Source organism: Pseudomonas sp. FW305-20 (assembly GCF_058788075.1).
In genome coordinates this window covers 39,340-54,543 of record NZ_JBYTAJ010000003.1, presented here as the reverse complement: position 1 = coordinate 54,543, position 15,204 = coordinate 39,340, and the positions used below count along the sequence as shown (strand labels likewise).

The following is a 15,204-nucleotide window of genomic DNA, read 5'->3' as shown; positions in this document are numbered from 1 at the left end:
CTTGGGTCAGTGGCGCCGAAGCGCCGCTGATGGTGCGTGTTACTGAGCGGCGATGCTGTAGCCATCGAACGCGGTTTGTTGCTGAAGCGCGGTGATGATGTTCTTGCGGTTAACCGCTTGTTCGGCCCCGGCATTGTCCAGGAAGGTCTCGCTTTCCAGCTCCGCTTCTTCGCCTTCGCCGACGAAGGTGAAGCCCAGGAATTCCAGCGCTTCACGGTCAACGTTCAGTCGCGAACGCGGGGTGCGCAACGGCAGTGTGACGCTGATGCCGTCTTTGCTGATGGTGAACACTTCGACATCTTTCTTGGCGCGAGCCACTTTGCTTTTGCCACTGCTTGGGTTGCTGATGGCCTGGTGGGTCTGGTTCAGCACTTTCAGTGCGAGGCCATAGACCAATTCCTGAAATGCCGGATCATCCTTGAAGCTGGAGAGAATCCGGCTGATCGGGAATTTGCTGCTCAAGTCTTCCAGGGCAGCAATGTCGGCAGCTTCGGCGTCCTTGAGCTGCTTGAGTTCACCCATCAATTCGTAGGCTTTATCGTCGTCGAAGCTGTCGTGAGCCTGGCGAATCGCGGCGCGCAGCTCGCGGATCTGGTCGCTTTCCCGGGTGGACTGGAAAGCGTCCAGGACCATCTCGCTGATGGTCTTGGCCTGGGGCACGTGCTGTGAAAGATTGATGGAGTTTTCGTATTCCGCTTTGGACGACAAGGTGACTACGGATTCAGCGGTATTGGAATCGGACATTGAAATTTCACTACTTCTTTTAACTTGGATTGAGGCGAGAAAGCTCTGGGCCTTTTCAGGCCGCCTAATCTATTGGACCGAGGCGGCGTTGTCACGGATGAACAGGCGGCTGGTCATCATTTTTGGTACAGCGGCTTTTAACCGGCGGCTATCGGGGGGCGTTTTGCCTGAAGTGACAGCAGCAGCCGATAAAACGTCAACGCCCGACCGCTGATCAGTCCACAGACGAAGCCGGAAGCCGACGCCTTGAGCAGCAACATCTCAAGGGTGGCGGCCATTTCCGGGTGAACGTCATCCTGGTAACCGAAGTAATAGTTCACCGCAAAAAACAGCAGATACAACACCAGGATTTTTGCTGTGCCCGGCACGATCAGGCCGGTTTGCGGATCATCCAGCGCAATGCCCTTGCGTGGGAACATCAGCAACGCCGCGAGGCTGCCCAGGATGACGGCGGCCAGCCAACAACCGACCGATAGCAGTGGATTCAGCGTCAGGTTCAGCGAATACAGAGACCAGCCCAGCAAGATCGGCGCCGTGACGAGCAATGAAGTTTTGCTTTCACGGCTCGGGGACAGGGCTTTGACACCGTAGTAGCACAGCAGCAGAAATATCGCGTAAACCCACAATGGGGTGTTTTGCAGGGTATTGAGCATCGCGCAGCATCCTTGCCGAAATGGGAGCCGGGATATTAGCCGTTGTTGTGGCTCAGGCAGCCGACTATTTCCCCAGCGAATTCAGATTCATCGACCGAACCGCCAATTGTTCGGCTGTTTGCTGATCCACCGCCAACGAAAAGCGGAAGGTCGCGCCCCTGCCAGGAACCTCAATCAGCTGGATCTCGCGGCCATGCAATTGCAGGATACGGTGCACGATCCGTAATCCCAGTCCGCCATCACGCCGTGCGCCGCCAATGTTGAACGGGCGCAGGAACAGACCTTCGCGCAATTCGGCAGCAATGCCGGGGCCGGTGTCGCTGACGGTGACTTCGATAAACGGTCCTTGAGGGCGCAGGCTGAGCTCGATTTCTCCTCCTGGCGGGGTGTGGCGCAGGGCGTTGTCGAACAGGTTGGTGAGCACCCGTTCGATCAATCCAAGGTCGGCGCAGGCCGCCGAAACATTGGGTGCAAAAGTGGCCTTCAGTTCGACCTGGCGCGCCTCGGCCGTCAGTTCGAATTTCTGGAAAATGTCCTGCACCAGATCGGTCAACGAGAAACGCTCCAGCACCGGTTGCACGAAACCATGTTCCAGGCGCACCAGTTCCAGCAGCGATTGCGCCAGCCCACCGACCTTGCGGCTTTGGTCCAGCGCGATGCCCAGGTAACGGCGGCGGTCGGCGGGTGACAACGTGGCGTCCTTGAGCGACAAGGTTTCCAGGTAACCGTGCAGCGAGGCCAGAGGCGTGCGCAGATCGTGGGAGATATTCGCCACCAGTTCGCGGCGTTCCTGATCCTGGCGGGTCAACGAACGCCATTGCTCGCCGAGGCGCGCCTGCATCTGCCGGAAAGTCGCGTCGAGTATGGCAATTTCATCGTGGCTGGCGGCCTTTTCCACCGGGACGGATGCCGGCGGGGTCACCGGAGCGCCATTAATGTCGAACCGGCTGACGGTTTCGGTCAAACGGCGCAAAGGTCGGGTAATGAGGGCGAACGCCGTGAGACCGGCAATCAGGCACAGCAACGCCACCAGCCCGATGGACAACAGTGCGGTATTCAGGGCGGCGCTGGTGGCACCGCGTTCGGCGAAGCGGTCGTGCTCTTCGCTCAGCAGCACCACATAGAGATAACCCACCTGTTTGCCATCGACCTGCAATGGCGCGGCGCTGAACACTTTGCGGCCATCGACGCTGCGCGGATCGTCGCCAAGAACCGGCAGGGCGTCGCCCTTGATCAGGCGCTGGATCGGCGCCAGATCGACCCGCTCCCGGCGTATCCGACCCTCGGGCGCAGCGCTGCCGACAATCCGGCCCTCGGGGTCGAGCAGATAGACCTCGACACTGGGATTGACCAGCATCAGTTGGCTGAACAGGTCGCGCACGGCGTCGGGCATCAGGCCTTTGGCGTCCATCAGCACGGTGTCATGGGCGATGTGCCGGGCCAGGTCCCGCGACAACCCTTGCACCACCTCAAGCTCATGCATCTTGTTGGACCGCACCTGCATCCAGGCCGACGTGCCGCAGCACACCAGCAGCAAAACGGCGAACACCAGCGACAGGCGCTGAGTCAGGGTCAGTCTCACGGTTGCTCCTCCCTGGCCGCGAATTTGTAGCCTCGCCCCCACACCGTGAGGATGCGCGCAGGTTGTGCCGGATCGGCTTCGATCTTTGCCCGCAGGCGGTTGATGTGAGTGTTGACCGTGTGCTCGTAGCCTTCGTGGCTGTAGCCCCAGACGGCGTTGAGCAGGTCCATGCGCGAGAACACTTTTCCGGGCTGACGGGCGAAGAAATACAGCAGGTCGAACTCCCGTGGCGTGAGGTCGAGGCGGCGACCGTCAAGGGACACATCGCGCGTGATCGGGTCGATGGAGAGGCCGTCCATGATCAGGCTGCCAGCGTCCATTTTAAGATTGCGGGCCATGGCATCGACCCGCCGCAACAGCGCTTTGACCCGCGCCACCAGTTCGAGCATCGAAAAGGGTTTGGCCAGGTAATCGTCGGCGCCGAGTTCGAGCCCGAGAATCCGGTGTACTTCGCTGGAACGCGCACTTGTAATGATGATCGGTGTGTAGCGGGCCATGGCGCGGGCGCGACGGCAGATTTCCAGGCCGTCGACGCCGGGCAGCATCAGGTCGAGGATCAGAGCGTCCCAGCTTCCTTGCTGCAGCAGGCGCATGCCTTCATCGCCGTCGGCGCAGTGCACCACCTCGAACTGCTCATCACGTAGATGCAGGCAGATAAGGTCGGCGATATGCAGGTCGTCCTCGACCACGAGGACGCGTTTGGTCTGTTCCATCAAGCTCAATCCTTCGGCGCAATGAGCGCATTGTGCGGGTTTTCCGGGGCCTGAGTTATCACGAATTGTTTAACTTCTCGTGAGGATTTGGCGATCAACCCAAGCCTAGGCTGTGTTCCATGACAGGCACCTGGAATTTTCGGAGACGACCATGTTTTCACGGCGACAGTTTCTCGTAGCGAGCGGCGGGCTAGGCGCTGCAGCCCTGGTCATCGGTGTATTGCCAAAATTTGCTGCGCGTTCTGCATTGGTCAGTGATGCCAGCGCGGCGGAGGTGTTCGAGGTGTCTCACAGCGACAGCGAATGGCGCGCCATGCTCAGCGCCGAGCAGTATGAAATCCTGCGCGAGGAGGGCACCGAAAGGGCCTACAGCAGCCCGCTGAACAACGAGCACCGTGAAGGTACGTTTGCCTGTGCCGGTTGCGGCCTGCCGCTGTTTTCTTCTGCGACCAAGTTTGACAGCCGCACCGGTTGGCCGAGCTTCTGGGCACCGCTGGACAACGCTGTGGCCACTCGTCAGGACCGCGCCTTCGGGATGCTGCGTGAGGAAGTCCACTGCCGGCGTTGTGGCGGTCATCTGGGCCATGTCTTCGACGATGGGCCCCACCCCACCGGCTTGCGCTACTGCATGAATGGCCTGGCGATGACTTTTGTGCCAAAGGCAACTTGATCCGCGGGTACTTACTTTCACTCACTTTTGCAGGCCCATGCCCGGCCGCGTCCCGGCGCTTCGTTCCTACGTTCGGTTGAACTCATTTAATTCATTCAGGAATCAGCCTCATGAAAACCCTGTTTACCTGGCGCCGCACCCTGTTGGGCCTGGTCGCCGCCGGTGTCATCGGCCAATGCCTGGCGTTCTCTTTCGGTGCGGCGCAAGACGCGGTCATCATTCCTCCACCCGCCCTCGACGAAACCACCCAGGCCGACAGCGAAAGGGCGGTCTTTGCTGGCGGTTGCTTCTGGGGCGTCCAGGGCGTGTTCCAGCATGTGAAAGGGGTGAAGAAAGCGGTCTCCGGTTATGCCGGTGGAGCTGCAAGCACCGCCCAATACGAGCGGGTCAGCAGTGGCGATACCGGTCATGCGGAAGCTGTCGAAGTCACCTTCGATCCTCGTCAGGTCAGCTATGGCACCTTGCTGCAAATCTACTTCTCGGTGGCGCACAACCCTACCGAACTCAACCGCCAGGGACCTGACCACGGCACTCAGTATCGCTCGGCGCTGTTCCCGGAAAACAGCGAACAGCAACGTGTCGCCCAGGCCTACATCGCCCAGCTGGACGCTGCCCGGTCGTTCGACAAACCCATTGTCACCACGCTGGAAACCTACAACGGTTTCTACCCGGCCGAGGAGGAACATCAGGACTTTCTGACCGAGCACCCGACCTATCCCTACATCGTGATCAACGATCTGCCGAAGGTCGCGCAGCTGAAAAAGCTTTATCCGGATCGGTATCAGGAAAAACCGGTGTTGGTGAAGGCGGGGATGTGAATGGCGGATTGGCTATTTACGACGTGGGCGCTCCATCGCAATGGTCGACGTTTCAAAACCCAGGCTGTAAAAGAATTCCGAAGCACCTTCCCTGCCTGCTCGCAGAACCCAGGTAATGTCGGTGTTTTCGCCCATGACATGTTCAACCAACGCGCGCCCGATACCTTCACGTCGATGTTGTCCACAGACAACGACCATCGACAGATAACCGTTTGATAGGCCGTCCGTGATACCTCGGGCAAAACCGATAATCTGGCGGTCCTTCATAGCAAGGGCTGTGCGTTGGGAGTTAGCGATCAACTGCGCAAAATGCTCAGCGGAACCTGTGCGGTGAGCCCATCCGTTTTGCCCCAGAAAAAGGTGCAAGGACTCTACTTCCGTGGCCAGTACATCGCGAACATGCCAGGTATTGTTCATCCGGAAATCACATTCTTGCCCGCGATCTTCGACCGATATAGCGCCTGATCGGCCCGGGCCAGCAACCCGGTCTGTTGTTCTTCGTCAAAGCGCTGAACCACGCCGAAACTCATGGTTACTGGAAAATCTCCCACGGGCAGCAGGCTTGCGAGGCCATGGCGGATACGTTCGGCGAGCGCCCGGGCGTCGGCGAGTGGTGTGTTGGGCAGGATCAGGATGAACTCGTCGCCACCCCAACGCGCAAGCAGATCGCCCTCACGCACGCAGTGCTTCACGCTATCGACCACCCGCACCAATGCTGCATCACCCAGCGCGTGGCCATAGTGGTCGTTGATGTTCTTGAAGTCATCGATGTCCATGGCGATCAGTGACAGCGGTTGTCGAAAACGCTGGGCGCGTTCGCATTCCTGGGGCAGGGCTTTTTCCAGAAGATAGCGATTGGCGATTGAGGTCAGTGAGTCGGTTTCCGCCAGTTTGCGGTTTTCTTCGAGCTGGATTTGCAGTTGCTGATTGACGCGAGACAACTCTCGGGTGCGTTCTTCAACGATTGCTTCAAGGGATTGGTTGCGCCGCTCAAGCGCTTCGTACAGGCGCTTCTTGTCGTCGATGCTGCGGTGTGCGCCGACCATCCGCGCCACTGAGCCGTCGGCATTGCGTGCCAGTACGTAGCCACGGTCTTCGATCCAGGTGTAGCTGCCGTCCTGCATGCGGCAGCGATATTCGGCCTGATAGCCGGGCGCGCGTTCACTCAGATAGTCGTCGAACAGCGCCATGACTTGCGGGTAATCGTCGGGGTGGATCACGTTTTCCCAGGTCAACACGTTGTTATTCAGGGAATGAGGCGGGTAGCCGAGCATCTCGTACCACCCGGGGTTGCGATAGACGAACCCGGTGTTGGCGTTCCAGTCCCAGATGCCGTCGCTGACCAGTTCCAGAATGGTGTGCAGCATGTCTTCGTTCAAATCCGACAGATTGAACTTCAACGGCTCGATATTCGACGCCTCACCCATCTCCGCACTCCCTGTCGCCCTGATAGCTAAGTGACCCGCACGTCGAGGAGATTAGTCGATGGGGTATTCGGTCGGCTAGTGCTTGCCCCATCTCTGCAAGGCAAAGTCGACGAAACTACGCAGTTTTGGCAAACGGAAACGATCCTGGGCATACATCAGGTTCATCGGTCGGCTTGGCGGCAAGTAATTCTGCATCAATGCCACCAGTTTTCCGTCCTTGAGATCCTGCTCCATCAACGCATCAGGCAATACCACGATGCCCATGCCGGTTCGCGCCGCTTGATGCAGTCCTGCCGAACTGTTGATCAACATCGGTCCATTGACCGCTACCGCCACTTCGCCCTCGGGACCGGTCAAGCGCCAGTGTTTTTCCACCGACTGCCAGTCATCCCCGGCCGGATAGGCAAAGGACAGGCAGTCATGGTGTTGCAGATCATCAGGTTTTTCCGGTGTGCCTTTGCGCGCCAAATACTCCGGTGATGCACACATGGTCAGGTTGTAGTCGAGGAGTGGACGGGCGATCAGGTGGGTCTCCTGTGTATTGCCCAGGCGAAACGCCACGTCGAAACCGTTTTCGAGCAGGTCCGGACGGCGATTGGTGAGGACCACATCCAATTTGACGCGTGGACACAGCAGAGTGAACTCACTCAGGGCGGGCGCTAGTTTTTCGCTGCCGAAGGTCAGTGGCGCGGTGATGCGCAGGGTTCCACTCGGTTCGTCGAGGGCCTGCTCGGCCAACCGTTCGGAGTCGGCCACCAACCCCAGCACTTCGAGGCAACGCTGGTAATAAGCGGTGCCGAATTCCGTTAACCGCTGGCGTCGCGTTGTTCGGTTGAGCAGGCGCACACCCAGGCGTTGCTCCAACGCCCGCAGGTGATTGCCGACCATGGTGGTGGACATTTCGCACTGCAGCGCGGCGGCGGTCATGCTGCCGCTTTCCACCACCCGCACGTAAACGGTCATTGCCTGGAATAAATCCATTATCAAGCCCAGCTTTAAAATGATTGAAGTGTTGCAGAGTTTATCCAGCTCAAGTGGCTAACCATACTGCAAAAACCCCGACCATTGATGGAGCTTGATGTCATGACCGCCGCCTGCCTGATGACCACTTACCAACCCTTGGCCTTGAGTTTCAGCAAGGGCCTGGGCACGCGCCTGTGGGATCAGGCCGGTCGTGAATACCTGGACGCGGTGGCGGGCGTGGCAGTGACCAACGTCGGTCACTCCCATCCGAAAATAGTCTCGGCCATCAGTGAACAGGCCGGGCTGCTGTTGCACACATCCAACCTCTACAGCATCGATTGGCAGCAGCGGCTGGCGCAGAAACTGACGCAATTGGCGGGCATGGAGCGAGCCTTTTTCAACAACTCCGGTGCCGAAGCCAACGAGACCGCGTTGAAACTCGCACGGTTGTACGGATGGCACAAAGGCATCGAACAACCGCTGGTGGTGGTCATGGAGAACGCCTTTCACGGCCGCACGCTGGGCACCTTGTCCGCCAGTGATGGCCCGGCCGTGCGCCTGGGCTTCAACGAGTTGCCGGGGGATTTCGTCAAAGTGCCCTTCGGCGATCTCAAGGCGCTGGACAAGGTGCAGCAAGCCCACGGCTCGCGCATCGTGGCGATCCTGATGGAACCGATTCAGGGTGAAAGCGGCGTCCAAATGGCCCCGCCCGGTTACCTGAAAGCCATTCGCGAACGCTGCACTCGGCACGCGTGGCTGCTGATGCTCGACGAAATCCAGACCGGCATCGGCCGCACCGGCCAGTGGTTTGCCTTTCAGCACGAAGGCATCTTTCCAGACGTCATGACCCTGGCCAAAGGCCTGGGCAACGGCATTCCCATCGGCGCCTGCCTTGCCCGAGGCAAAGCCGCCGACCTCTTCACCCCCGGCAGTCACGGCAGCACCTTTGGCGGCAATCCACTGGCCTGCCGCGTGGGTTGCACCGTGCTGGAGATCATCGAAGAACAAGGACTGCTGGAAAACGCCAAACTTCAGGGCGAACGTTTGCTCGCCAGATTGCGCATCGAATTGGCGGACGACCCGAATGTATTGGCGATCCGTGGACAGGGATTAATGATCGGCATCGAACTCAAACAACCGATTCGCGACCTGACCCTGATCGCCGCGCGGGATCACGGCTTGCTGATCAACGTGACACGGGGCAAAACCATTCGCTTGCTGCCGCCGCTGACAATTGATGAGCGGGAAGTGGAGATGATTGTCCGAGGGGTTTGCCGGGCAGTGAGCGCGGCCTGATACACCATTGATCGTTCCCACGCGGAGCGTGGGAACGATCGATCGCTGCACGGGATCACGGCTTGTTGATCAACGTGACACGAGGCAAGACCATTCGCTTGCTGCCGCCGCTGACGATTGATGAGCGGGAAGTGGAGATGATTGTCAGAGGGGTTTGCCGGGCGGTGAAAACGGCCTGATACACCATTGATCGCTCCCACACTCCGCGTGGGAATGCAGCCCAGGACGCTCCGCGTCCTAAAAAGCGTGACGCAGAGCGTCACAAGAGGCATTCCCACGCGGAGCGTGGGAACGATCGAAACACTGTGAGTTAGCTGGCTTGTAACACGGTGTTCGCGAATGTTGTGATTTCGGTGCGATCCCTGAGCTTGAGTTTCGAACCGCCAAACCCTTCGAACAATTGCTGATGCGCGGCAAATCCGCTGGAATCTTCGCGCATCCGATAGCTGCCGGCCCAGTCGAGCAATGCAATCAACAACTCGTCATTCTCGTCCCGCTGCGCTTCTCGCTGACGAATGTTGGCAACACATTCCTCATCTTCAACGCACAGCCAGATCAATGCAGTCGCCTGGGGCAAGAGTTCGCTGGTGATCCAGCCGTAAACGCCTTCGATCACCCAGCGTTCTTCATTTGCCGCGAGCCGTGCCATGACCAGCGCCTCGGCGCGAGGGCGGGGGATGCTGTGTTCATCGGACAACCAGTGAATCGAATCGAGATCGACCCACGGCACTTGCAGGTACTTGGCCAGTCGTTCGGCCAGCCAGCTTTTGCCAGAACCGGAGTTGCCGATGATCAGGGTTCGGGTGAGGTTCATGAGCGACACCGATCATGTCAGGGAGCCGTAATCCGATCGTTCCCACGCGCAGCAAAGGAATGCCTCAAGGGACGCTCCGCGTTCCAGCTCTCGATAAGGGACGCGGAGCATCCCGGGCTGCATTCCCACGCAGAGCGTGGGAACGATCTATCAGCCTTCAGCCTTCAGCCTTCAGTCTTCAGCGGTCAGTCTTCGCTGTCAGGCGCAACCATTCGCGTCTTCGGCGAGCCGTTTGAGTTGTGCTGATAGATCTCCTGCGGCTGTCCTTTTTCATTAAAGAACACTTGCCCGATCCCCGCCGAATTCCACAGCCGTTCACCCGCTTCAGCATGTTCCGGGACATGCGGAACAATGCGCATGCGCCGGCGTTTGGTCAGCCAGTTCAGCGGTGAGCGGGGCGAGTAGAGCCAGCGGTTGAGGCGGTCGAACCACTCGAGCAGCGCGGGCGGGAATTCGTTTTTGATGCCGCTGCTGGTGATCTGCCAGATGCGCGGGCCGCCCTTGCGGTGTCGGATCAGTACTTCGTAGACGAAGGAATAATGCACATCGCCCGACAGCACCACGTAATTACCGGGTGTACGCGAGTGTCGGAAAATGTTCAGGATCACCTGGGCTGCACCGCGATGGGCCATCCAGTTTTCGGCGTCCACCAGCAGGGGATAACCGCACCAGCTGAAGACGCGCTGCACGGTTTCGATCAGTTTGACGCCGAAAATCGGTGCCGGCGAAACGATGATGGCCGACGGGTGATCGAGCAGATCCTGTTGCAGTTCGCTGAGGGCTTCCCAGTCCAGCAGACCCGAAGGCTGCTTGAGGTTCATCTCGCTGCGCCAGCGCCGGGTGCGGGTGTCGAGTACGACGATGGCCGGGCTGGTGGGCAGCACGTAATGCCAGTTCTGAAATCTCAGCAGTTCGTCAATCAACTCGTCCTGAATGTCACTGTCGAGGTAGCGGTCATGTCCGGTCGCGCTCAATCCGCTGGCCTTCTTCAGCACAGCGCCGAACGCATCCGGGTTGTTGCCCCAGCCCTGGCACAGCATGTAGGCAATCAGTGCATTGCCGATGATGCGCCTGGAGAACGGATGGCCGTAGGCCGTTTCCTCCCATTGCGCGGAAAGATTCCAGTCATCGGTAATGTCGTGATCGTCGAAAATCATCAGGCACGGCAGGTGCGCGAGCGCTCGGGCGACGCCTCCCAGGCCGGCCTTGAAGCCATCGATGCGCGTTTGCTCAAGCGCATAACGCTCGCGTCTTTCCGGTGTCAGTACCGGCGGTTGCGGGGCGATCAATGTCCAGGCAATCGGCGACCACACCAGCAGGTACATGGCCATGACTTCGGCGAACGTCACCAGATGGTTGTCGGCACTGCTGCTGGTGAAAATCGGCTTACGCGCCCCACCGAAAAATCGCTCGCGCAGGGTTTTGTTGCTCTCCAGCGCCGGTAACAAATCCGCACGATGGTAGTAGCTGGCGGGGTGCTCGTAGAGTTTGGCGCTGTCGCTGACCACTGCGCCTTCGAGGTGCTCTTCGAACAGCCCAAGCCGCTTGATCAAGGCATGGATGGCTCGCAGCATCGGCCCCGCGACATCGTCGGCATACACCTGATCGCCGCTCATCATCAACAGCGCCGGGCGTTTGTGTGCATCCGGCTCCGCCTCCAGCAAACGATCGACGCACAGCAAACCGTCCGTGGCCGGGTGGTGAGGTTTGCGGCAGGAACCGTGCAACAGATGATCGGCCCGTGTACGCAGGACGAAGTTTGGGCTACGGGCGTCTGCGTACAGCAAGTGCGGGGCCCAATCGGCGATGCCGGCGTCGTCAATCAACAGGTCGTATTCGATTAACGTGTCGCAGGGCAGGGCGGCGTCCAGCGACACATCGATCAAATGAACAAAGGCCTGGGTGCCCACCGCAATGACCGTGCACTGACTCGCGTCGAGGTGGATAGCGTCGCGGTCTTGCAGACGCAACGTCAGCGACAGCGCCCGCGACCCCACCAGCCACATCACCAGCCGCGTGGGCTCCAGACGCCGCAACAGCGGCCCGACCAGGACAGGGGGCAGGGATTGATGATCGTCAGGCAGCGGCAAAGACATGGACATCCGGGTTTCTGGAACAGAGAAGCGCGCGATGATAACGCAGCTGATGTCAATGAAACGCAACTGGCTCGAATCTGACAGTCAAGGCAACTGCTCGCTGCCCGCCGTCATTACATCCGTCTCGCCATTGGCCACCAGCCAGCGAAACAGCTCTGTGACGGACACCGTGTGGCTCCGCTCGATGCATCGCACTTGCGCCGGGCCATAGTGTTCGGTGTAGCGGCTGAGCACCAGATGGCGACAGTCCGCCGACAGGCGCAGGGTGATTTCCCGACAGTGCAGAGTGGCCGGGTCTTGCTGGGTGACTCGTTGCTGCAGAATCAGGCCATTGCCTTCAGAAACCATCGGCCGGTGCTCCTGTGCATTGAGGTTTGGTTGGTTGCGCCGAGCCTTGTTTTCCATCGGCGACGTAAGCGGCACGATGTTCGGCGACGACGTTGCGTAACGCGCTGTAGTAGTCCGGCAGTTTTTGCAGGCTGTCGGTCAGCGGTAAGGCTTCTGCGCGGCCATCGACGAAGCCGCCGACCGTGCTGATCGTGGCCAATGTGTCCACGGTGTCGCTGTTGCTGCCAAACGGATCGACCACAAAACCGAGCACCCGGCCGACCGCGTCGCGGCTGTTGGAAGTGCCGAGCAACGGCAGTTCGACGATCGGCCCGTTGCCGATGCCCCACACGCCGAACGTCTGGCCGAAGTCCGCGTCGTGACGCGGGATGCCGGCCATGCCGGAGACATCGATCAAGCCCACTACACCGACCGTGGTGTTCAGCACGAAACGCCCCAGGGTATTGGCCGAGCGCATCGGGTTGCCTTGCAGCAGGTCATTGATGAACACCTTGGGCTCGCCGAAGTTCGCCACAAAGTTATGCACACCGGTCTGGAAAAAATCCGGCGAGTAGCGGTAGCCGCGAGCGACCGGCGCCAGGGCATAGTCATCGACCACCCGATTGAACGCAAAAACCCCACGGTTGAACGGTTCCGCCGGGTCGTACACCGTGTAGGCGATGTCGGCGCAACTCACATCGGTGGCCGGCGGCTGACTGCTGCAACCCGCCAACCCGGCGGCCAGCACGGCAATCGAGGTGTTGCGGGTCAGCCAGGGAGCACAATTGAAAGGCAACATGAATGCGATTCTCGGGAGGAATTCGCCGAGATGCTGAGCCCCAAGCCTTGCGCAAAGATGTCTGGTTTATTGCGCCGCTGACGTTTTATTACAGGATTGAAATATATGACGCGCTGCCGTGAATGGTTTTAGATGGCGGTTCCATTCGCCCCTTAAGTGACCTTTGGTGAACAGCCTTTTAATTGTGGACGACGACCTTGAAGTCCTCGACCTCCTGAAAAAATTCTTCGTGCAGCACGGCTACAGCGTCGAAGTCGCCACCGATGGCGCGTCGCTGTGGGCGGCCATCGAGCGACAGCCGCCAGACCTGATCATTCTTGATGTGATGTTGCCCGGGGACAGCGGGCTGATCCTGTGCCAGCAACTGCGGATCCGATACGCGATACCGGTGATCATGCTCACCGCCATGGGTGAACTCAGTGATCGGGTCGTCGGCCTGGAACTGGGCGCCGACGATTACTTGACCAAACCCTTCGACGCCCGTGAACTGCTGGCCCGAGTGCGCGCCGTGCTGCGCCGCGTGGATGAGCGCCGTCCGGTATTGCAGGAACGGCCACGGCCGCTGATCGACTTCGCCGACTGGCACCTGGACGTCACGCGACGTGAACTGCGCTCGCCGGACAACGTGATGATTCCGCTGTCGGCCGGTGAGTTCGACTTGCTGCTGGTCTTCGTCGAACACCCGCAACGCATTCTCACCCGCGAGCAATTGCTGGACCTGGCGCGCGGGCATTGTCATGAAGCGTTCGATCGCAGCATCGACGTCCAGGTCAGTCGCCTGCGCCGCAAACTCGAGTCCGACACCAAGCGGCCGGCGATGATTCGCACGGTGCGTAACGGCGGTTACCTGTTCACGCCCAGCGTGACGCGGCGATGAGCGGGTTGAAGCGGATGCGCGCCCGAGACTGGCCGCAAGATACGGTGGCGCGCTGGATCGCGTTGACGATCATCCTGGCCATGCTCATTTCACTGGCGCTCAATGGGCTGTTTATCCAACTGGCCGGCGTCTGGGCGCGCCCGCCGCTGACCGAAATCGGCCTGCTGGAAAAAGCTGCCGCCATCACTCGTGTGGTCGAGGCCGCTCCGGCGCCCCTGCGCAACTCATTGGCGCAAGCGGCCAGCGAGAACGGCTTTACCGTCAGTTGGCATCCTGATAGGCACGATCTCAATTTGCCCGCCGTGGAAGATCCGAAATCCGGCATCGGCTCGACCATTCTGCAGCCCATGCTCAAGACCCCTGACCGACGCATCGAAGCCTATGAACCGGCCGACTGGACGGAACACACGGCCGATGCCCATTACGCGTTATTGATCGAGCTATCGGATTCGACATGGCTGATGTTCTCCGCGCCCTCGCGCAGTTGGGGGCTCGACGAAACGCCGCGCTACCTGATCGTCATCCTGCTGGTGCTGATCTCCACCGCCGTGGTCGCGCTGATCGCCACCCGGCGCCTCGCCACACCGTTGCAGCACTTCGCCGAAGGGGCCCGGCGCTTCGGCGTGGACTTTCGCGCACCGCCGATCGAACCGCTCGGCCCCCACGAAATCCGCCAGGCGATCCTCGCGTTCAATGCCATGCAGGCCCAGTTGCAGCACTTCATCCGCGACCGCACGCAAATGCTCGCCGCCATCTCCCACGACCTGCGCGCGCCCCTGACGCGGATGCGCTTGCGGGGGGAATTCATTGAAGACAGCGAGCAACAGCAGCGGTTGTTTCGGGACGTGGATGAAATGCAGGCAATGATCAACTCGGCGCTGGAGTTCTTTCGCGATGATGCGCGGCTTGAGCCTGCGACCCAGTTCGATCTGGCGGAATTGCTGCAAACGCTGCTGGACGATTATCGGGATCAGGGCGTCGACATTACGTTCAGCGGGCCGCTGCGGTGGGTGTATTTCGGGCGACCGTTGGGGCTTAAGCGAGTGATGACCAATCTGCTGGATAACGCGATCAAGTACGGCAGTGAGCCGGCGATTGAACTGAGCCCGGGAGCTGGCGAGGTGAGGATCAAAGTGCTGGATCGTGGGCCGGGGATTGCGGAGGCCAGCCTTGAACAAGTGTTCGTGCCGTTTTTCCGGTTGGAAGGTTCGCGGAACAAGAGCACCGGGGGTGTTGGTTTGGGGTTGTCAGCGGCGCGGGCGATTGTGCTGGAACACGGAGGCGAGCTGACACTGCGTAATCGGTCGAAGGGTGGGTTGGAGGCGTTGGTGGTGTTGCCGGTGCATCCAGGTTGATGATTCGACCGATGCTGATGAGTAGCCCCTGTGGGAGCAAGCCTGCTCGCGAAAGCGGAGTGTCAGGCGC

At 59.9% G+C, this 15,204-nt stretch carries 16 protein-coding genes and 1 pseudogene; 6 read left to right on the top strand and 11 right to left on the bottom strand.

Annotated elements, in window-relative coordinates; all coding sequences use genetic code 11:
- Nucleotides 1–39: 39 nt before the first annotated feature.
- The 4 genes from AC3WP4_RS03670 to AC3WP4_RS03655 all read right to left on the bottom strand — a co-directional run bounded on the left by AC3WP4_RS03670 (nt 40) and on the right by AC3WP4_RS03655 (nt 3,692).
- A complete protein-coding gene (locus AC3WP4_RS03670) occupies nt 40–744 on the bottom strand; it encodes a hypothetical protein (RefSeq protein WP_074873913.1) in 705 nt (234 codons plus the stop codon).
- A gap of 137 nt (nt 745–881) precedes the next feature.
- Entirely contained in the window at nt 882–1,397 is a 516-nt protein-coding gene (locus AC3WP4_RS03665; protein ID WP_102615018.1) for a hypothetical protein, read from the bottom strand.
- Nucleotides 1,398–1,461: 64 nt separating this feature from the next.
- Nucleotides 1,462–2,979: a sensor histidine kinase gene (locus AC3WP4_RS03660; protein WP_102615017.1), complete on the bottom strand. Its 1,518-nt coding sequence runs from the start codon at nt 2,977–2,979 to the stop codon at nt 1,462–1,464.
- Nucleotides 2,976–3,692 carry a response regulator transcription factor gene (locus AC3WP4_RS03655; protein ID WP_074873916.1) on the bottom strand — a complete coding sequence of 239 codons (717 nt, stop codon included), beginning with the start codon at nt 3,690–3,692 and terminating at the stop codon, nt 2,976–2,978. Before AC3WP4_RS03655 ends, AC3WP4_RS03660 begins: the two co-directional genes overlap by 4 nt.
- A 151-nt stretch (nt 3,693–3,843) precedes the next feature.
- On the opposite strand from AC3WP4_RS03655, the gene msrB reads away from it, so the two are divergent.
- Nucleotides 3,844–4,362, top strand: a complete 519-nt coding sequence (msrB, locus tag AC3WP4_RS03650) for a peptide-methionine (R)-S-oxide reductase MsrB (RefSeq protein ID WP_102615016.1) — start codon at nt 3,844–3,846, stop codon at nt 4,360–4,362.
- A 110-nt stretch (nt 4,363–4,472) separates the two neighbouring features.
- Entirely contained in the window at nt 4,473–5,180 is a 708-nt protein-coding gene (gene msrA, locus AC3WP4_RS03645; protein WP_074873918.1) for a peptide-methionine (S)-S-oxide reductase MsrA, read from the top strand.
- A gap of 12 nt (nt 5,181–5,192) precedes the next feature.
- Here msrA and AC3WP4_RS03640 read toward each other — a convergent pair whose 3' ends face one another.
- The 3 genes from AC3WP4_RS03640 to AC3WP4_RS03630 form a co-directional block, all read right to left on the bottom strand.
- Nucleotides 5,193–5,597 carry a GNAT family N-acetyltransferase gene (locus tag AC3WP4_RS03640; RefSeq protein ID WP_076028551.1) on the bottom strand — a complete coding sequence of 135 codons (405 nt, stop codon included), beginning with the start codon at nt 5,595–5,597 and terminating at the stop codon, nt 5,193–5,195.
- Nucleotides 5,594–6,607: a sensor domain-containing diguanylate cyclase gene (locus tag AC3WP4_RS03635; RefSeq protein ID WP_102615015.1), complete on the bottom strand. Its 1,014-nt coding sequence runs from the start codon at nt 6,605–6,607 to the stop codon at nt 5,594–5,596. Before AC3WP4_RS03635 ends, AC3WP4_RS03640 begins: the two co-directional genes overlap by 4 nt.
- A 75-nt stretch (nt 6,608–6,682) precedes the next feature.
- A complete protein-coding gene (locus tag AC3WP4_RS03630; RefSeq protein ID WP_076028549.1) occupies nt 6,683–7,588 on the bottom strand; it encodes a LysR family transcriptional regulator in 906 nt (301 codons plus the stop codon).
- Nucleotides 7,589–7,690: 102 nt separating this feature from the next.
- Between AC3WP4_RS03630 and AC3WP4_RS03625 the strand changes: the two genes are divergently transcribed.
- Nucleotides 7,691–8,866, top strand: a complete 1,176-nt coding sequence (locus AC3WP4_RS03625; RefSeq protein WP_102615014.1) for an aspartate aminotransferase family protein — start codon at nt 7,691–7,693, stop codon at nt 8,864–8,866.
- 41 nt (nt 8,867–8,907) lie between these two features.
- Nucleotides 8,908–9,045, top strand: a pseudogene (locus AC3WP4_RS03620) (aspartate aminotransferase family protein); the annotation flags it as partial.
- A 131-nt stretch (nt 9,046–9,176) separates the two neighbouring features.
- Here AC3WP4_RS03620 and AC3WP4_RS03615 read toward each other — a convergent pair.
- The 4 genes from AC3WP4_RS03615 to AC3WP4_RS03600 form a co-directional block, all read right to left on the bottom strand.
- Nucleotides 9,177–9,680: a P-loop NTPase family protein gene (locus AC3WP4_RS03615; RefSeq protein ID WP_102616130.1), complete on the bottom strand. Its 504-nt coding sequence runs from the start codon at nt 9,678–9,680 to the stop codon at nt 9,177–9,179.
- A 185-nt stretch (nt 9,681–9,865) separates the two neighbouring features.
- Nucleotides 9,866–11,782 (bottom strand): alkaline phosphatase D family protein, encoded by a 1,917-nt coding sequence (locus tag AC3WP4_RS03610; protein WP_102616129.1) that lies wholly within the window; start codon nt 11,780–11,782, stop codon nt 9,866–9,868.
- 78 nt (nt 11,783–11,860) lie between these two features.
- On the bottom strand, nt 11,861–12,124 hold the full coding sequence (locus tag AC3WP4_RS03605) for a hypothetical protein (RefSeq protein WP_074873924.1): 264 nt from the start codon (nt 12,122–12,124) through the stop codon (nt 11,861–11,863).
- Nucleotides 12,114–12,902, bottom strand: coding sequence for an MlaA family lipoprotein (locus tag AC3WP4_RS03600; protein ID WP_102616128.1), 789 nt, complete (start codon nt 12,900–12,902; stop codon nt 12,114–12,116). The genes AC3WP4_RS03605 and AC3WP4_RS03600 overlap by 11 nt, the downstream gene beginning before the upstream one ends.
- Nucleotides 12,903–13,068: 166 nt before the next feature.
- Between AC3WP4_RS03600 and AC3WP4_RS03595 the strand changes: the two genes are divergently transcribed.
- Both AC3WP4_RS03595 and AC3WP4_RS03590 read left to right on the top strand, forming a co-directional pair.
- Complete coding sequence (locus AC3WP4_RS03595) at nt 13,069–13,779, top strand: response regulator (RefSeq protein WP_074880485.1); 711 nt, start codon at nt 13,069–13,071, stop codon at nt 13,777–13,779.
- Nucleotides 13,776–15,134 (top strand): sensor histidine kinase, encoded by a 1,359-nt coding sequence (locus AC3WP4_RS03590; protein ID WP_102616127.1) that lies wholly within the window; start codon nt 13,776–13,778, stop codon nt 15,132–15,134. The genes AC3WP4_RS03595 and AC3WP4_RS03590 overlap by 4 nt, the downstream gene beginning before the upstream one ends.
- The last annotated feature ends 70 nt before the right edge of the window (nt 15,135–15,204 follow it).